Below are 15,720 nucleotides of genomic sequence, written 5' to 3' on the forward strand. Positions count from 1 at the left end.
CCTCCGGTGGTGCCGGTACGGGTGGCGGTCTGTTCGTACCGCATCCGGGGTGCCGATCCGGTTGCTCTGCCGTCACGAACGGCTCGGCTGCCGGGCCCGCCCCCCGCTTTCGCGCGGGGATTTCGCGCGGGGCGCAACGCAGCCGTCTCCCTTTCGGCGGATGCACTTCCTACGCTGGCAAGGTGAGTAGCCAAGCGTCGAACCCGGCCCGTGTCGTCCCCCTGCGCCAGGCGTCCCCGGGCCCTGCCGAGCGGGAGCCACTCTGGCGCGATGTCGTCGGCGGCGTGCTGCGTCGTGAACGGCTCGCACAGGAGCGCACCCTCCAGGACGTCGCGGACGCGGCCCGGATCTCGATGCCCTACCTCTCCGAATTGGAGCGAGGACGCAAGGAGGGTTCGTCCGAAGTCCTTGCGGCGGCGGCCGGCGCCCTGGGACTGCGCTTGGCCGAACTCCTCGCACTGACCCAGGACGAGTTGGCGCGTCGCACCGGATCCACCGGACGACTCCAGCGGATCGGCGCGTCCAACCCGGCGCTCCAGCACCAGCAGCAGAGCCAGCACCAGCACCAGATCCGGCCCCAGCACCGGAGCGGCGGCCCTGCCCGCTACCAGGGCCAGGTGAGCCTCGCGGCCTGACGCCGCAAACCCCATCAACGCAGGGCAGGGCGGGCGCGCCCTGCCCTCGCGGTTTCACCCCGGCAGTTGCCGCCTGCTGATCACCTCGTCCGCAAGCCCGAACGCCACCGCCTCCTGCGCCGTGAACACCCGGTCCCGGTCCATCGCGGTCCGCAGCGCGGCGCCGTCGTGCCCGGTGTGCCGGGTCAGCACCTCCTCCACCTGGGAGCGGATGCGCAGCATCTCCTTCGCCTCCAGGCTGAGATCCGACACCACGCCCTGCCTGCCCCGGCTGGAGGGCTGTCCGAGCAGCACCCGCGAGTGCTCCAGCACGAACCGCCGTCCCGGATCGCCACCCGCCAGCAGCACCGCGGCGGTCGAGGCCGCCTGGCCGACGCAGAACGTCGAGATGGGCGCGCGGATGAAGCTCATCGTGTCGTAGATCGCCATCAGCGAGGTGAAGGAGCCACCGGGCGAGTTGATGTAGATGGCCACCTCGCTCTCCGGGTTGGACGATTCGAGGTGCAGCAGTTGGGCGATGACCACATTGGCCACACCGTCGTCGATCTCCGTACCGAGGAAGATGATGCGCTCGGAGAGCAGCCTGCTGTAGATGTCGTACGCCCGCTCGCCCTGTGCGGTGCGCTCGATGACGGTCGGAATCGTGTACTGGGCCATGTCAGAGCCCCATCCGTCGTCGCGCACCGGCCGGCCGGATGTCGTCGAGCGAGGCGACGACGCGATCCACCATGCCGTACTCCCTGGCCTGTTCCGCGGTGAACCAACGGTCCCGATCACTGTCCCGGGAGATCGTCTCCACGCTCTGCCCGGTGTGCTCGGCCGTGATCCGTTCGATGGTCCGCTTGGTGAATTCGAGGTTCTCGGCCTGGATCGCGATGTCCGCAGCGGTTCCCCCGATGCCGGCGGACGGCTGGTGCATCATGATCCGCGCGTTCGGAAGTGCGCTGCGCTTGCCCGGGGTGCCCACGGTGAGCAGGAACTGCCCCATGCTCGCGGCGAATCCCATGGCGAGCGTGGACACGTCGTTGGGGATCAGCCGTAGCGTGTCGTAGATGGCGAGCCCTGCGGTCACGGATCCGCCCGGGCTGTTGATGTAGAGCGCGATATCGGTCTGCGGGTCCTCGGCGGAGAGCAGCAGCAGTTGGGCGCAGACCCGGTTCGCGGACACCTCGTCGACCTGGGTGCCGAGGAAGACGATCCGCCGTGCCAGGAGTTGGCCGGCGAGCTGATCGTCGAAGGGGGTGGCGGGCGTCTCGCCTTCGGCCGCCCGCGGACCGTCGCTCCCGGCGTACCGGTCCTGTGCGCTCCCTGGCCGTTCCCACGGGGACAACAACGTTGACATGGAACCTCCTCGTGATGGCGGCCCTTGGTGCCGCACTCACCACTGTCCGCGGGCTGACACACGACGGTCGGCTTTCTCTGCCCGTGGCAGATCGGCCGAGAGCAGAGTGGGCCGATGCTGCGGTCCCGAACGAGTTCGCCGGGAACCAACAGGATTCGCACCAGCGGGAGTTGTGCGGCAGGAGCTGTGCCGGGAGTCATCACGGCCGTGGCGCCGTTGGGCAGTGGCCCGGATTCGGTCGCCCGGCAGATATCACCGCACCCGGTCTTCCGGACCCAACCCTGCCCATGCCTACGATTCAACGCATGATCAAGATCTCATGGGCACTCATGGACGTTCACGTCGACGAATGGATCGGTGAGGATGTCGCCACGGGCGCAGCAGCATTGGAGGCGAAGGTCGGCTCGGTGGTGGGAGCGAGCGGAATGAAGCCCGAGGCCGTGCAGGACTGGCGGGAAGCCTTCCTCACCCCCACGGTCGAGGCCCTGCGCAGTCAGGGAGCCGGCGCGCTGGCGCGGGGCGAGTCATGGAGCACGGCCACCGGGCCGTTACTCGTGCACTTGGACCCCTCGGCCCGGGAGTTCCCGTAGACGAAAGAGGGGCGAAGTGCAGCGTCCGGCGGGGCGTCGGATGGCCCGCGGAAGGTGTGTGCCAGGGGCGGACCTGACGCTCGTCGGGTCCGCCCCTGTGCTGCCAATGCCTCCGTCGATCCCCGTGGAGAAGGATCAGCCATCCGCCTTGGCGACACCGATCGGGCAGCTCACACCCGTGCCGCCGATGCCGCAGTAGCCCGTCGGGTTCTTGTCGAGGTACTGCTGGTGATGCGCCTCCGCCGGATAGAAGGGGCGGCCTTCCTCCGGGAGCACCTCGGTGGTGATGTCGTCGTAGCCCGAACCGTTGAGAACCTGCTGGTAGGCATCGCGTGACGCCGCAGCGGCGGCTGCTTGGTCCGGGGTGTGGGTGTAGATCGCGGAGCGGTACTGGGTGCCCACGTCATTGCCCTGTCGGAAGCCCTGCGTCGGGTCGTGGGACTCCCAGAAGACCTTCAGGAGCTGTTCGTACGACACGACGGACGGGTCGAAGACGACACGGACGGCCTCGGTGTGACCCGTCAGGCCCGAACATGCCTCTTCGTACGTGGGGTGGGGCGTGACCCCGCCCTGGTAGCCGACCAGCGTCGTCCAGACGCCCTGGGTCTGCCAGAACTTGCGCTCGGCACCCCAGAAGCATCCCAGACCGAAGTCAGCGACCTCCAGGCCCGCGGGATAGGGCCCCAGCAGGGGATTGCCCAGGACCGTATGGCGTGAGGGAACCTCGAACGCGGGCGCGGGGCGTCCCTTGAGCGCCTGGTCGGGGGTCGGCAGCTGAGGGGGACGGCGGGACAGGAACATAAGAGGGCTCCTTGAGATTGCTGGGCCTATTGACCAACGTACGAAAGCGATTCCGCATTCCCCGGACCGCCCTTCCCCGGCCGTCCGTCCCCCCTCGGTAGTCCGTGCCCCCGGCCGTCCGTGACCCCGCGGGCCTCAGTGGGAGAGGGTCGCCGGGCTGCCGCCGTTCGCCTCGTACCCGGCCACCGCGAGGTTCCGGTAGACCGTGTACTCCGCTGCCGGGTCTGAGCTCTCCGTCCACGGCACCGCACCGACGTGCCCGTCCACGCGGACGAGCTGGTGCATCGCCTCCGCCCACCGCTCGGAGCGTACGAGGAACTGGATCAGCAGATGGCGTACGTGCGCGAGCATCGGGTCGTCGGCGCGGGCCGAGTGCACCGCGTACAGCGCGCCCTCCATCGCCTTGGACACGACGGCGGTCTGGTAGAAGCCCTGGACCATCACCAGGTCGGGCATGTGCTCGTGCACCGCGAACAGCGGCAGCGAAGCCAGCAACGAACCCCGCGGGGCCCGCGCCGCGGCCGTGGTGGCGAAGTGGTCCGCCTCCTGCCGGCTGCCGTGCCACTTCTCGCTCCAGTACCGCAGGGCGGCCAGGTGCGCCCCCATGTGCTCCGGAGCGCGGTCGATCACTTTGGCCCACAGCTGGTCGAACTGGTCGTGCGGATAGCCGAGGCCACGGGCGACCGCCAGTTCCACGATGTACGGAACCGGGTCGCCCGGACCGAGGAGCGCGGCTTCGCCGCAGACCGTACGGGCCTCTTCGAGGATGATCCGGAAGTCGTCCGAGCCCACGGCGGACGACCGCCACGCCTGCTGGACCAGGAACTCCGCATGGACCTGCGCACCGCCCGCGTCCTTCGGGGACTCCGAGCGCCACGCCCGCAGCCACGCCCCGCCAACGCCGGGCCTCTCCTGGAGCTCCAGCGATGCGGCGCCGGCGAACGCCTGCACCCGCTGCCAGCGCACTTCGCCGTCCTTCGGCGTACCGGACAGCAACTGTGCGGCGGCCCGCCAGTCCTGCGTCCGCTGGACCACGTCGAGCACATCGAGGAGATCCTGATCGGGGCCGGGAAGCCGAATGTCGAGCTCTTCCTGCCGCATAAATCCATAGCTCTGCGGGTCGGCGGCATCGGGTGAGCCGGGAGCCACCTGCTGGATGCCACCACGGCGCCGGCGCATGACGTAAGGACCGATGACCGCGGCCAGCATGGCCATCGCGATCAGGAACCACAGAATCTCCATGACGCCATTGTCCCGGACCGCCCGGGTAACGGGCCACGTCCCGCGGGCCGTGCACAGCGCAGGGGGCGGGGCCTGTCCATGGATCGGGCGGACGCGGGCCACGCCCGTGGACGGTAGACGCCCCACCCGCGCGGCGGGACTACCCTGAGGGACTTATGAGCCACCAGCACAGCTCCCAGAACCTCGAAACCCTCGCCATTCACGCCGGCAACACCGCCGACCCGTTGACCGGCGCGGTCGTCCCGCCCATCTATCAGGTCTCCACCTACAAGCAGGACGGTGTCGGGGGACTGCGTGGCGGCTACGAGTACAGCCGCAGCGCCAACCCGACCCGTACCGCGTTGGAGGAGAACCTCGCGGCGCTGGAAGGCGGTCGGCGCGGGCTCGCCTTCGCGTCCGGGCTCGCGGCCGAGGACTGCCTGCTGAGAGCGCTCCTCGAACCCGGCGACCACGTGGTGATCCCCAACGACGCCTACGGCGGCACCTTCCGGCTCTTCGCCAAGGTGGTGGCGCGCTGGGGCGTCGAATGGTCGGTCGCCGACACCTCCGACCTGGCGGCGGTACGGGCCGCGGTCACCCCCAAGACCAAGCTGATCTGGGTGGAGACGCCGTCCAACCCCCTCCTCGGCATCACGGACATCACCGCGCTCGCCGAGATCGCGCGCAGCTCCGGCGCCCGACTGGTCGTGGACAACACCTTCGCCAGCCCCTATCTCCAGCAGCCCATCGCGTTGGGTGCCGACATCGTCGTCCACTCCCTGACCAAGTACATGGGGGGCCACTCCGACGTGGTCGGCGGGGCGTTGGTCGCCGCCGATGCCGCGGTCGGCGAGGAGTTGGCGTACCACCAGAACGCCATGGGCGCTGTCGCGGGCCCGTTCGACTCCTGGTTGGTGCTGCGCGGGATCAAGACCCTGCCGGTCCGGATGGACCGGCACAGCGAGAACGCCGGCAGGGTCGCGGAGATGCTGACCCGCCACCCGCGCGTCACCCAGGTCCTCTACCCGGGGCTGCCCGAGCACCCGGGGCACGAGATCGCCGCCAAGCAGATGAAGTCCTTCGGCGGGATGGTCTCCTTCCGGGTCGAGGGTGGTGAAGAGGCCGCGGTGGAGGTCTGCAACCGGGCCCAGCTGTTTACTCTCGGTGAGTCGCTGGGTGGGGTGGAGTCCCTGATCGAGCACCCGGGGCGGATGACCCATGCCTCGGTGGCGGGCTCGGCGCTGGAGGTTCCGGCCGATCTGGTGCGGCTGTCCGTGGGCCTTGAGGCGATCGACGATCTCCTGTCCGACCTGCACCAGGCACTGGGACGCTAAAGCATCCCGACGCCCCCGGATTCGACGTACCGGAGCCGGCACCCCGACCGCGGGGTGCCGGCTCCATCCGTTCCTAGGCCGGACGGGGTCATCGACCGACATGGGTTCCGGTCCTGGCATCGTCACTTTCCGTGAACAGTGCTCTCCTTGAGTGCCGTTTAGCGGCCTTGCGCCCCGGCGCTATCGGTGTGATGTCGCGGCGCGGGTCAGGCCGGCACCCGTTCGTCTTCCAGCGAGGCGCGGACCTGCTCCCTCAGCTCGGGGGTGTCCTCGTGGCTGTGCACGGACACGGCGTGCTCGGTCGCTGCCCGTACGACTTCCTCCTCCTCGCCCGTGATGGTGAGGGTGCAGTCCATCTCGCTCGGGAACTTGCGGCAGTCAGCGACTTTCCTGGTCATGGTGACCTCCTCGGAGCTGTCGGTACACCGCAACTCCAGGGTAGTTCCGAGCGGGATTCATCCACACAAAAAGGGCGTAATGGATGTGTCAGCCGTCCGTCGGTGGAGTCATGTCCACCGGTCGCACATTCCAGGGCTCGACGGCCATCGCCCACACCGCCGCCGCGACCACCACGGCCACGAGCAGCAACCATCCCGTCCTGCGCAGTGCGCGACGGCGGCGCAGCAAAGCGGCCCCGCGCGTCACGGCCCGGGCGACGAGTTCCTTGGGGACGGCCGGGGGGCGGGGCTCCAACATCCGACGGACCTCGCGTTCCTTGCGGCTCGGAGTACCGCCGGGTATCCGACTGGGCCCGGTCATGACGCCGACTTCGTCGATGCGTCTGGGGTATCCGGGGGGTTCGGGGTGTCCGGGCTGTCCGGGGTGCCCCCACGCGCAGCGCGGTCGGCACACAACGCGGCGACCGCACGGCGACAGACGGTGCGGACCCGTTCCTCGGAGAGCCCGAGCAGTGCTGCGGTCTGCTCCTCCGCCACCCCTTCGTACAGTCGCAACACCACGACCAGGCGTTCCTGAGGTGTCAGCCGTGCCAGCACCCCGCCCTCCGTGCGGTGCCGACGCCAGGAGCAGCGGGCGAAGCGGTGGACGAGTTCCTGACGGGTGCAGTCGTACGGGTCCTCACCGCGCAACCGGTCCCACTGCGCAAAGGTCAGCGCCAGTGCGGCCGTCAGCAGGTGTTGTGCACGAGCATTGGCAGTCGGGGACTCGGCCGTCAACAGTGTCGCGGCATGGAGCAGCCGTCCCGCCGCGCCCGCGGTGAATGCCTCGAACTCCCGGACGCGGCGATCCGCCAGTGCCGACCGCCGCTCGCTCACGTCCTCATATAGAGGCAGCTGTGCAGTCCCGGTCAAGAGGTCGGCGCAGCCCTTCGTGCGCCTGTGCCGGGAACCCGGGCACCGGGGTTGTGGTGCGGGAGTCCGAGCGGTTGCCGTCAGGAGTCGTACGGGCCTGTGAGGCCGTATCCGTCCTGTTCAACGGGGCGGGCTTCCGGGGAAAAGCAGGGGGCCTACGGGTCGATCGAGCCGTATGAGCCCTGGTTGACGTGCGCCCCCAAGGGCCGGATGAGACGACCTAGGGGCGTTGGGGCATGGAATCGAACGTGGTGCGTGTGACACCCGAAAGGGCCGGGTGCAGTCGTGGCCTATGACACGGCCGATGGGTTCTGTGCGTTGATCGAGGGCAGTCCGGCCACCCCCTGGTCCATCGGGGACATCCCGGCCTGACGGGCTGAGAGCGCGGTGTTGAAACGGGTGAGCAGGCTACAGAACGACTCGCGTTCCGACTCCGTCCAACCGTCCGTGACCTGGGCCATCAGTTCCCGACGCGAGCTGCGGACCTCTTCGAGGCGAGCTTGGCCACGGGGGGAGAGTTGGAGGACGACGGCCCTGCCGTCCTCCGGGTGCGAGGTGCGTTTCACCAGACCGGTGTCGACCAGGGGGGCGACTTGGCGGGTGACGGTGGATGAGTCGATGCCCATCCCTGCTGCGAGTGCTTTCACACCCATCGGACCCTCCCGGTCGAGCCGGTTGAGCAGCAGATAGGCGGCACGGTCCATGGAATTGCGGACCTGGCCGACCCCGCCGAGCCGGGTCTGCTCCGCGCGACGTGCGAAGAGGGCGACCTGGTGCTGGAGAGCATCGAGGAGGCCAGGTTCGAGATGAGTCGTCATGTCCTGAGAAGTGGGCATGGCCAGGGGGCTCTCTCGTGCGGTGGTCGATTGGTGGGGGACAGAGTACGCGGACGTGGGGCGGTGCGTACGGGGCCTGGGGAAACCCATAACAAGTGGTCGCGACGGCGATTGGTGCGCGTGGGCCGTCCAGCGTGAGAGCTGCGAGACTTGGCGTCATGACCTTCAGTACGCCTGACACCTTTCGCCCTGTCATCCTCGACGATGTGCGCGGGGCGCAGAAGATGCTCTCCGGCGTAGCGCGCATGACCGCCATGGAAGGCAGCAGGCATCTGTCCCAGTTGGTCGGGGCTCCGGTGCTCTTCAAGTGCGAGAACCTCCAGCGAACGGGCTCGTTCAAACTGCGCGGCGCCTATGTGCGGATCGCGGGGTTGCGCCCGGAGGAGCGAGCCGCGGGAGTGGTCGCCGCGTCCGCTGGGAACCATGCGCAGGGAGTGGCTCTCGCCTCCTCCCTGCTGGGGGTGCGCTCCACCGTTTTCATGCCCGTGGGCGCGCCGCTGCCGAAGGTGGCGGCGACACGGGAGTACGGCGCTGATGTGAGGCTCTATGGGCAGGTCGTCGATGAGACGATGGCCGCAGCGCAGGACTACGCGGAGGCGACCGGCGCAGTCTTCATCCACCCGTTTGACCACCCCGACATCATCGCCGGGCAGGGCACGGTGGGTCTGGAGATCCTGGAGCAGTGCCCCGAGGTGCGCACGATCGTGGTGGGGGTCGGTGGCGGTGGTCTGGCCGCGGGCATCGCGGTCGCGGTGAAGGCGGTGCGTCCCGATGTACAGGTGATCGGCGTACAGGCTGAAGGTGCCGCTGCCTATCCGCCGTCCCTGGCCGCGGGCCGACCGGTGTCGATAAAGGCCCCGGTGACGATGGCCGACGGGATCAAGGTGGGCCGTCCGGGTGACGTACCGTTCAAGATCATCGGAGATCTTCTCGACGAGGTGCGCACGGTCTCCGAGGACGCACTGTCCAGTGCGCTCCTGCTCTGCCTGGAGCGGGCGAAGCTGGTCGTCGAGCCGGCCGGGGCCTCCCCGGTGGCGGCCCTGCTGAGCGACCCCAAGAGCTTCCGTGGCCCGGTGGTCGCCGTTTTGTCGGGCGGGAACGTGGACCCGCTGCTGATGCAACGCATCCTGCGCCACGGCATGGCTGCGGCCGGACGCTACCTCTCGCTACGACTGCGACTCACCGACCGCCCCGGTGCGCTGGCGGCGATGCTCGGGGCACTGACCGTGCTCGACGCCAACGTCCTCGACGTGAGTCATGTGCGGACCGACCCCCGCCTCGGGCTCACGGAGGTTGAGGTGGAACTCCAACTGGAGACGAAGGGGCCGGAACACTGCGACCAGGTCGCCGCGGCGCTGCGCGAGGCGGGATACACGGTCACGGTCATGGGCTGAGCCCACCCCGCTCGTGCGCCTCGCCCGGAGTCGGATGCCACGACACAACGGAGGGTCCCCCGCAGCCGCGGGGGACCCTCCGTCGTTCGTCGGTGGCTTCCTCCGTGTCCTATGCGGGGAGGGCGTTGTCTTTTATGGCGTTGACGAAGGAGGACCAGGCCGGTTCCGTGATGGTGATGGCGGGGCCATCTACGACCTTGCTGTCTCGTACGGGGACGGCACCCTGCGCCGAAACCCGGCCGGGGGCCCACTCAAGGCAGTTGCCACCGTCCTGGCTGCTGTAGCTGGACTTCACCCAACTGTGGCTCATGGCGCCTCCATTAGCTTCAGGATGAGCTGAGCGGACGCGTCAGGCGAAAGCGCCGATGCGGTCACGAGATTGTATGACCGCGTCAGTTGTTTGACCGCGTTGGGATCCTCGATGATCGCGCCCGATCTGACTCCCTCTGCGTACACGATCACTGATCCGTCGAGTGCTGTGAGTATCGAAATAGGGCCATCCATGAGGCCGTGGCAACCCGCTGACAGTGGGAGCACCTGCACAACGCTCGTGCGCCTTGCTCCATGAGAGAGGAGAGCGCCGAGTTGATCTCGCATCACATCCTCTCCCCCTACCGTGCGTCTGAGCACGGACTCACAGATCACAACGGAGAAGTCCGGCGGAGAACTGCGCAGGAACACGTCCTGCCGGGCCATTCGCTTGTCGACCATGGCTCTGATCTCGGAATCGCCGGCTCTGGGATCGCCCTGACGAAAAAGTGCATGGGCGTAGGCGGGGGTTTGCACGAGCCCGGGAACGACGGTCTGGGACCACTCCGCGATGGCTGCGGCATCGGGCTCCAGCCGGATGCGTCGCCGTGAGTGGACGGGAAATCCCTCCCGCTGGATCTCCCCGTACAGGCGCTTGAACAGCCCGTCGGTCATGAAGACCTGATCGAGCAGCGGCGGTAGGTCGCTGGGTACCGGACCCTCCCCGCTCTCCAGGCGCGAGATCGTCGAACTGGAAGTGCGTACAGCCTTGGCCAACTGCATCTGGGTCCACTTCCCGGCATGCCGCAGTTCCCTGGCGTCACGCAGTGCATCTCCGAATGCCCGCCGCGGATTGCCGGCTCCGTTTCCATCGGCGCGTGGGGCGGGTGATGGACCGCGAAGGGGGCTACATCCAGCTACGACCGCTCAACGGCGGTGTGGAGTGGGATGCGTTGCCCGAGCACGTGGTGCCCGCCGAGCAATCGGACGCGATGAGCGCCGAAGTGGCCAAGGCCAATGCGCAGAGCCGGAGTGCGCGGTCCGGGGCGGCGTTGTGAAGGTGTGTCCGGTCGTTGCGGGGGTGCGTCGGCTCGGGCGGGGGCGTGCGGTGTGGTTTCCGTTGATCGCCGTGGTGCCCGCAACGCTGTTGTGGGCGGCGCTCTCCCGGGTTCTCTGACCCCTGCGCCATGAGCTCCCGGCCCCCTCGCCTTTCGTGTGTGGGAGCCGGTGAAGGGGGTTCGTCCGGTCGGGCTGAGGGGCCCGGCCGGACGAACCCCGGAACGCAACAGCCCCCCGTCACGACTGCCCGAGCGCATGTGCGGGCCTTCCCGGTGGCGGGCGGGACCGTTAGACGTGGGGGGGCTATACACCATGCCAACGACAGTCGGGAAAGAGATAGTTGGCAGGAGATCTTCGAACAGCTGAACACGACAGAATCGGCCGAGGAGCGATGCATGATGCCCTGGATTCTGAGCCAGTGCGACCACCAGTGGGTTGGCTGGAGCGGGAAGAACAGGTGCCGTAAGTGCGGTGCCACGCAGGGCTCGGCGACTGAGCAGGTGGGGCCGTCGCAGCGAGGCGGCCTTGTACACCCCGAGAGGTAAGCATGTCTGAACGTGTCGGTTGGGATGCCCTTCCCTGGGCATTGCGCGCAGCGATCGAGGAGCGTACGGGGGAGGTGACCGGGTCCGAAACCGTGCCTGAAGGGCTGAACTGCTCAACCGCCCTGGTCCTGCACGTTCGGCGGCACGGGCGACTCTTCCTCAAGGGCGTGCACGAATCCCATCTCGACGAGGTCTCCGCCCTGTGCCGGGAGGAACTCATCAATGAGACGGTTCGGGGGGTCGCCCCGGCCATTCGGCACAGCGTCAAGGCTGCCGGTTGGTACTGCCTGGCGTTCTCGTATCTCGATGGCCGACACGCCGATCTGGGCGCGACGGCGGACCGGGAGGCGATCGGGGACACCCTGAGGGCGATGCAGCAGTTGCGCGTTCCCGACTTCCCGGTACCGCCGCTGGTCGAGAGGTTCGTCGGCTATCTCAAGCCGGGGGAGAAGGAGTTACTCGTCGGTGGGCATCTGCTGCACACTGACACCAACCCCCACAACCTGATGATCGGCCATGGCGGAGGGCGTGCCTCCGTCATCGACTGGGCGATGCCCGCGCTGGGGCCGGCCTGGGTCGATGCGGCCAATACGGCCGTGCGGATCATGGAGTGCGAGCAGTCGCCCGAGACTGCCCTGCGGTGGCTCGCGGGCTTCGCCAGTTGGCGGTCCGCCGATCCACGGGCCGTTGCGGCATTCGTGGAGGTCACCTGTAGGCACTGGAGCGATCGGGTGGGCGAACGGGGTGCGGCCGGCAGCAATGCCCGCTTCCGGCGGCTGCTCGGCTTCCCGCATAAAACCCTGTAGCGATTTTCTGCTCGGCAGATAGTGTCTGCGGCGAGCGCCGACGGGTCCGGGCGTTGCTGATGCCCGGACCTGGGCGGGAGCCTCCTGGCGCGGTCGGGAGGACCCTCCACTGAGGCGACACCTCGGCGGTGGAAGGCGCGATGTATCGCGATATCCATCTTGAGACTCGCGATACATCGCGTTAGTGTGCTCCTCGTTGCGCCCCCAGTGGACGTTGAATCGGGCGCGACATATCCGTAGAAATGTTTTGATACAGGGCATTCTGGTGTGGGGCCCGCAGCTCCACCACCATGCCCCGAGCCATCTGCCACCATGGGAGTCCCCATATGCCAGGCGCGATTTATGCCGAAGGGCTGGTCAAGACCTTCGGCGAGGTCAGGGCCTTGGACGGCGTCGATCTCGACGTACCCGAAGGTACGGTTCTCGGACTGCTCGGCCCCAACGGCGCCGGCAAGACCACGACCGTGCGCGTTCTCACCACCCTGCTCCAACCGGACAGCGGCAAGGCCGTCGTCAGCGGCATCGATGTCCTCAAGCACCCCAACGAAGTCCGCCGATCCATCGGCCTCTCCGGCCAGTTCGCCGCCGTCGACGAGTATCTGACCGGCCGGGAGAACCTCCACATGGTCGGCCAGCTCTACCAAATGAGCTCGCGCGACGCCAAGGCGCGGGCCGCGCAGCTCTTGGAGCGGTTCAACCTCGCTGACGCCGCCGACCGGCCCGCCAAGACCTACTCCGGCGGTATGCGACGCCGGCTCGACCTGGCCGCCGCCCTTGTGGTCTCCCCGCCCGTGATGTTCATGGACGAGCCCACCACCGGTCTCGATCCCCGCAACAGGCAGCAGCTCTGGGAGGTCATCCAGGAACTCGTCAGGGGCGGTACGACACTGCTGCTGACCACGCAGTACCTGGAGGAGGCCGACCATCTCGCCGACACCATCTGCGTCGTCGACCACGGTCGGGTGATCGCCCGCGGCACCGCCGATGAACTTAAGGCGCGTACCGGTGGGGAGCGCGTGGAGGTCGTCGTCCATCTGCGCGATCAGATTGCCCCCGCCCGTGAGGTGCTCGCCGGCCTTGGCAAGGGCGAAGTGGCCATCGCCGAGCACACCCGCAAGCTCACGGTCCCGGTCTCGGGCGGCGCCAAGCTGCTCGCCGAGGTCATTCGGGACCTCGACGCCCGCGGGGTGGAGATCGACGACATCGGACTGCGTCGGCCGACCCTCGACGACGTCTTCATCTCGCTCACCGGACACGCCGCCGAGATCGCGGCCGAAGAAGCCGAAGAGGCGGACGCCGCCGGTCGGCAGGACGGCCGTGACGGCCAGAACGGGAGGACGAAGTGACCACCACGACGGAGGCCGCCAACCCGGCAGCCCCCCTGCCCCGTGGCGGCATCGTGCAGTCCGTACGCGACTCACTCGTCGTCGCCCGACGGAACCTCATTCGTATGACCAGGATTCCCGAGGTCATTCTGTTTGGGCTCATCCAGCCGGTGATGTTCGTGGTGCTGTTCAGCTACGTCTTCGGCGGTTCCGTGAGCGTCGGCGGCAGCACCAGCGCCGTCGACTACCGCAACTTCCTGATGGCGGGCATCTTCGCGCAGACCGTCACCTTCGCCACGGCGGGGTCGGGCGCGGGCATCGCCGACGACATGCACAAGGGGCTGATCGACCGGTTCCGGTCCCTGCCCATGGCGCGCGGTGCGGTGCTGACCGGACGTACGCTCGCCGACCTCGTCCAGACCACCCTCACCATCGTCGTGCTGGTGATCGTGGCCCTGCTGGTGGGCTGGCGCATCCACGAGGGCATCCCCAAGGCGCTCGGCGCCTTCGGTCTGCTGCTCCTGCTCGGGTATGCGTTCTCCTGGATCGGTGCCCTGATCGGGCTCACGGTCCGCACCCCCGAGGCCGCCACATCGGGCGGGCTGATCTGGCTCTTCCCGGTCACGTTCATCTCGAACGCGTTCGTGGACTCCAGCCAGATGACCCCCTGGCTGCGGCACATCGCCGACTGGAACCCCTTCAGCGCCACCGTTCAGGCGTGCCGCGAACTGTTCGGCAACCCCGGGGTCTCGCAGTCCGACGCCTGGCCCATGCAGAACCCGGTGTGGGCCTCGCTGATCTGGTCCGTCCTGATCATCGTGGTCTTCCGTTCGCTGGCGGTCCGCAAGTACCGCTCGGCGGCCGTCTGACCTCCTCCGGGGCGCCAAGCCCCCGCAGGACGTACGCAATGGGGCCGGATCGCTGATGCGATCCGGCCCCTGTGTTCATCCGGCTCGGTGAACCACGCGCCCCGACCGTCAACCGAACCGGTCGGGCGGCGGCTGCTCAGCCGCCGTAGGGCTTGGCGGCGAGGATCTTCACCGAAGCGCTCTTGCCGTTCGGCAACTCGTACTGCGCGGTGTCGCCGACCTTCTTGCCGTTCACGCCTCTGCCCAGGGGGGACTGCGGGGAGTAGGTCTCGATGTCGGAGCTCGCGTACTCGCGTGACGCCATCAGGAAGGTGAGGGTGTCGTCCTCATCACCGTCGAAGGCGATCGTCACCACCATGCCGGGCTCCACGATGCCGTCGTCGGCCGGCGACTCGCCGACCTTCGCGGTGTCCAGGAGCTGGGTCAGCTGGCGCACTCGGAGCTCCTGCTTACCCTGCTCCTCCTTGGCAGCGTGGTACCCGCCGTTCTCCTTCAGGTCCCCCTCCTCGCGCGCAGCCTCGATCTTCTTGGCGATCTCGATGCGCGCGGGACCAGACAGGTACTCCAGCTCGGCCTTGAGCTGGTTGTACGCCTCCTGGGTGAGCCAGGTGACGTTCTCGCTGGTCTGGGTCACAGGTGCTCCTCGTAGGTACTGGGAATACAAAGCATCGCCCTACCCAGAAGGATGATGCCTTCCCGGGTGGGCGAAACCACGACCCTAACAATTTCGTGGCGGAAGGGGGAGAACAAAAGCCATCAGACATGCGTCTGTGCAGGTCAGTGTCGGAATCCAGCCCTCGGCGTCGAGATTTCGACAGCGGCCGGGACGGCTCATCTCACTGGTTGCTGCCCTGGGGCCACCCTGGGTTGCCGCTGGGGTGGCCGGGAGAGCTGTGGTTCATGGGGCGAGTCCGGGACACCGCTCTGGCGTGTCGGACCCGTCGGATCCATGTCTCGGACCCTGGCAGGAGTCGGTCGAGAGGTCCTAGCCGACCGTGCAGCCGGCCAGCTCCGCGCTGGTCGCCAGTGCCGTCGTACGGATCTTGACCACCTGGTCTATCCGGGTCTCACCGGCAGGTACCGGCACTTCGAGCCAGCCGACCTCCGCGCCGTCCTCGGACCGGGAGCGCACGGTGCAGCTGCCCTCCGCAGACTCGTCCTTGCGGATCTCCAGATGCAGCTGGACCTCGGTCTTGGACACCACCGAGAACTTGATCACCTCGGCGCTGATCTTCTGCCCCGCGACGTAGTCGTAACCGAACCAGCCGACCATGCCGACGAGCCCCACGCCCAAGATCGCGCCCAGCACCTTGAGCTTGTGGTCGGCGCGCTGGTCAGCGGAGCGCCCGTAACGACCCTCGGGAAGCTGGTCGCGCACGGCGGTCATGGTCTTTCCTCCAGGAC

20 protein-coding genes are annotated in these 15,720 nt (G+C 68.1%); 8 read left to right on the top strand and 12 right to left on the bottom strand.

Annotated features, from left to right (window positions below; translation table 11 throughout):
- Nucleotides 1-182 precede the first annotated feature (182 nt).
- Nucleotides 183-635 carry a helix-turn-helix domain-containing protein gene (locus OID54_RS24180; RefSeq protein ID WP_329022699.1) on the top strand — a complete coding sequence of 151 codons (453 nt, stop codon included), beginning with the start codon at nucleotides 183-185 and terminating at the stop codon, nucleotides 633-635.
- Nucleotides 636-689: 54 nt separating this feature from the next.
- Here OID54_RS24180 and OID54_RS24185 read toward each other — a convergent pair whose 3' ends face one another.
- Nucleotides 690-1,292, bottom strand: coding sequence for a ClpP family protease (locus tag OID54_RS24185; protein ID WP_329022700.1), 603 nt, complete (start codon nucleotides 1,290-1,292; stop codon nucleotides 690-692).
- A 1-nt stretch (nucleotide 1,293) separates the two neighbouring features.
- Complete coding sequence (locus OID54_RS24190; protein ID WP_329022702.1) at nucleotides 1,294-1,977, bottom strand: ClpP family protease; 684 nt, start codon at nucleotides 1,975-1,977, stop codon at nucleotides 1,294-1,296.
- A gap of 305 nt (nucleotides 1,978-2,282) precedes the next feature.
- On the opposite strand from OID54_RS24190, the gene OID54_RS24195 reads away from it, so the two are divergent.
- Entirely contained in the window at nucleotides 2,283-2,567 is a 285-nt protein-coding gene (locus OID54_RS24195; protein ID WP_329022703.1) for a hypothetical protein, read from the top strand.
- A gap of 135 nt (nucleotides 2,568-2,702) precedes the next feature.
- Here OID54_RS24195 and msrA read toward each other — a convergent pair whose 3' ends face one another.
- Entirely contained in the window at nucleotides 2,703-3,368 is a 666-nt protein-coding gene (gene msrA, locus OID54_RS24200; protein ID WP_329022705.1) for a peptide-methionine (S)-S-oxide reductase MsrA, read from the bottom strand.
- Between the two features lie 135 nt (nucleotides 3,369-3,503).
- Nucleotides 3,504-4,610, bottom strand: a complete 1,107-nt coding sequence (locus OID54_RS24205; RefSeq protein ID WP_329022706.1) for a hypothetical protein — start codon at nucleotides 4,608-4,610, stop codon at nucleotides 3,504-3,506.
- Between the two features lie 155 nt (nucleotides 4,611-4,765).
- Here OID54_RS24205 and OID54_RS24210 point away from each other — a divergent pair, with 155 nt between their 5' ends.
- The gene (locus tag OID54_RS24210; RefSeq protein WP_329022707.1) at nucleotides 4,766-5,923 is read left to right on the top strand and encodes a cystathionine gamma-synthase; all 1,158 of its coding nucleotides are present in this window, start codon (nucleotides 4,766-4,768) and stop codon (nucleotides 5,921-5,923) included.
- Between the two features lie 206 nt (nucleotides 5,924-6,129).
- On the opposite strand, the gene OID54_RS24215 is transcribed toward OID54_RS24210, so the two are convergent.
- From OID54_RS24215 to OID54_RS24230, 4 genes are all read right to left on the bottom strand, one after another.
- A complete protein-coding gene (locus OID54_RS24215) occupies nucleotides 6,130-6,321 on the bottom strand; it encodes a DUF1059 domain-containing protein (protein ID WP_329022708.1) in 192 nt (63 codons plus the stop codon).
- Between the two features lie 88 nt (nucleotides 6,322-6,409).
- The gene (locus OID54_RS24220) at nucleotides 6,410-6,682 is read right to left on the bottom strand and encodes a hypothetical protein (RefSeq protein WP_329022709.1); all 273 of its coding nucleotides are present in this window, start codon (nucleotides 6,680-6,682) and stop codon (nucleotides 6,410-6,412) included.
- Nucleotides 6,679-7,197 carry a sigma factor-like helix-turn-helix DNA-binding protein gene (locus OID54_RS24225; protein WP_329022710.1) on the bottom strand — a complete coding sequence of 173 codons (519 nt, stop codon included), beginning with the start codon at nucleotides 7,195-7,197 and terminating at the stop codon, nucleotides 6,679-6,681. Before OID54_RS24225 ends, OID54_RS24220 begins: the two co-directional genes overlap by 4 nt.
- A 326-nt stretch (nucleotides 7,198-7,523) precedes the next feature.
- Nucleotides 7,524-8,069: a MarR family winged helix-turn-helix transcriptional regulator gene (locus OID54_RS24230; protein ID WP_329022712.1), complete on the bottom strand. Its 546-nt coding sequence runs from the start codon at nucleotides 8,067-8,069 to the stop codon at nucleotides 7,524-7,526.
- Between the two features lie 158 nt (nucleotides 8,070-8,227).
- On the opposite strand from OID54_RS24230, the gene ilvA reads away from it, so the two are divergent.
- Entirely contained in the window at nucleotides 8,228-9,463 is a 1,236-nt protein-coding gene (gene ilvA, locus OID54_RS24235) for a threonine ammonia-lyase (RefSeq protein ID WP_329022713.1), read from the top strand.
- A gap of 109 nt (nucleotides 9,464-9,572) precedes the next feature.
- Here the strand turns inward: ilvA and OID54_RS24240 are convergent, their stop codons facing one another.
- The gene (locus OID54_RS24240; RefSeq protein ID WP_329022714.1) at nucleotides 9,573-9,773 is read right to left on the bottom strand and encodes a DUF397 domain-containing protein; all 201 of its coding nucleotides are present in this window, start codon (nucleotides 9,771-9,773) and stop codon (nucleotides 9,573-9,575) included.
- Nucleotides 9,770-10,540 (bottom strand): helix-turn-helix domain-containing protein, encoded by a 771-nt coding sequence (locus tag OID54_RS24245; RefSeq protein ID WP_329027751.1) that lies wholly within the window; start codon nucleotides 10,538-10,540, stop codon nucleotides 9,770-9,772. Before OID54_RS24245 ends, OID54_RS24240 begins: the two co-directional genes overlap by 4 nt.
- A 62-nt stretch (nucleotides 10,541-10,602) precedes the next feature.
- Between OID54_RS24245 and OID54_RS24250 the strand changes: the two genes are divergently transcribed.
- The 4 genes from OID54_RS24250 to OID54_RS24265 all read left to right on the top strand — a co-directional run bounded on the left by OID54_RS24250 (nucleotide 10,603) and on the right by OID54_RS24265 (nucleotide 14,316).
- Nucleotides 10,603-10,770 carry a hypothetical protein gene (locus OID54_RS24250; protein WP_329022715.1) on the top strand — a complete coding sequence of 56 codons (168 nt, stop codon included), beginning with the start codon at nucleotides 10,603-10,605 and terminating at the stop codon, nucleotides 10,768-10,770.
- A gap of 548 nt (nucleotides 10,771-11,318) precedes the next feature.
- On the top strand, nucleotides 11,319-12,122 hold the full coding sequence (locus OID54_RS24255; protein ID WP_329022716.1) for a phosphotransferase: 804 nt from the start codon (nucleotides 11,319-11,321) through the stop codon (nucleotides 12,120-12,122).
- A 326-nt stretch (nucleotides 12,123-12,448) separates the two neighbouring features.
- The gene (locus OID54_RS24260; protein WP_329022717.1) at nucleotides 12,449-13,468 is read left to right on the top strand and encodes an ATP-binding cassette domain-containing protein; all 1,020 of its coding nucleotides are present in this window, start codon (nucleotides 12,449-12,451) and stop codon (nucleotides 13,466-13,468) included.
- Complete coding sequence (locus tag OID54_RS24265) at nucleotides 13,465-14,316, top strand: ABC transporter permease (RefSeq protein WP_329022718.1); 852 nt, start codon at nucleotides 13,465-13,467, stop codon at nucleotides 14,314-14,316. The genes OID54_RS24260 and OID54_RS24265 overlap by 4 nt, the downstream gene beginning before the upstream one ends.
- A 136-nt stretch (nucleotides 14,317-14,452) precedes the next feature.
- Here the strand turns inward: OID54_RS24265 and greA are convergent, their stop codons facing one another.
- Together greA and OID54_RS24275 are read right to left on the bottom strand one after the other, a co-directional pair.
- Complete coding sequence (gene greA, locus OID54_RS24270) at nucleotides 14,453-14,950, bottom strand: transcription elongation factor GreA (protein ID WP_329022719.1); 498 nt, start codon at nucleotides 14,948-14,950, stop codon at nucleotides 14,453-14,455.
- A gap of 351 nt (nucleotides 14,951-15,301) precedes the next feature.
- On the bottom strand, nucleotides 15,302-15,703 hold the full coding sequence (locus tag OID54_RS24275) for a DUF4307 domain-containing protein (RefSeq protein WP_329022720.1): 402 nt from the start codon (nucleotides 15,701-15,703) through the stop codon (nucleotides 15,302-15,304).
- Nucleotides 15,704-15,720 lie beyond the last annotated feature (17 nt).

The sequence above is a fragment of the Streptomyces sp. NBC_00690 genome, from assembly GCF_036226685.1.
Lineage (GTDB): Bacteria > Actinomycetota > Actinomycetes > Streptomycetales > Streptomycetaceae > Streptomyces.

Excerpts from the sequence above, each read along its gene's own strand:
- msrA (WP_329022705.1), bottom strand. The coding sequence starts at position 3,368 with ATGTTCCTGTCCCGCCGTCCCCCTCAGCTGCCGACCCCCGACCAGGCG.
- OID54_RS24210 (WP_329022707.1), top strand. The coding sequence starts at position 4,766 with ATGAGCCACCAGCACAGCTCCCAGAACCTCGAAACCCTCGCCATTCAC.
- OID54_RS24185 (WP_329022700.1), bottom strand. The coding sequence starts at position 1,292 with ATGGCCCAGTACACGATTCCGACCGTCATCGAGCGCACCGCACAGGGC.
- OID54_RS24255 (WP_329022716.1), top strand. The coding sequence starts at position 11,319 with ATGTCTGAACGTGTCGGTTGGGATGCCCTTCCCTGGGCATTGCGCGCA.
- OID54_RS24240 (WP_329022714.1), bottom strand. The coding sequence starts at position 9,773 with ATGAGCCACAGTTGGGTGAAGTCCAGCTACAGCAGCCAGGACGGTGGC.
- OID54_RS24190 (WP_329022702.1), bottom strand. The coding sequence starts at position 1,977 with ATGTCAACGTTGTTGTCCCCGTGGGAACGGCCAGGGAGCGCACAGGAC.
- OID54_RS24230 (WP_329022712.1), bottom strand. The coding sequence starts at position 8,069 with ATGCCCACTTCTCAGGACATGACGACTCATCTCGAACCTGGCCTCCTC.
- ilvA (WP_329022713.1), top strand. The coding sequence starts at position 8,228 with ATGACCTTCAGTACGCCTGACACCTTTCGCCCTGTCATCCTCGACGAT.
- OID54_RS24220 (WP_329022709.1), bottom strand. The coding sequence starts at position 6,682 with ATGACCGGGCCCAGTCGGATACCCGGCGGTACTCCGAGCCGCAAGGAA.
- OID54_RS24260 (WP_329022717.1), top strand. The coding sequence starts at position 12,449 with ATGCCAGGCGCGATTTATGCCGAAGGGCTGGTCAAGACCTTCGGCGAG.
- OID54_RS24215 (WP_329022708.1), bottom strand. The coding sequence starts at position 6,321 with ATGACCAGGAAAGTCGCTGACTGCCGCAAGTTCCCGAGCGAGATGGAC.
- OID54_RS24205 (WP_329022706.1), bottom strand. The coding sequence starts at position 4,610 with ATGGAGATTCTGTGGTTCCTGATCGCGATGGCCATGCTGGCCGCGGTC.
- OID54_RS24195 (WP_329022703.1), top strand. The coding sequence starts at position 2,283 with ATGATCAAGATCTCATGGGCACTCATGGACGTTCACGTCGACGAATGG.
- OID54_RS24275 (WP_329022720.1), bottom strand. The coding sequence starts at position 15,703 with ATGACCGCCGTGCGCGACCAGCTTCCCGAGGGTCGTTACGGGCGCTCC.
- OID54_RS24250 (WP_329022715.1), top strand. The coding sequence starts at position 10,603 with ATGGACCGCGAAGGGGGCTACATCCAGCTACGACCGCTCAACGGCGGT.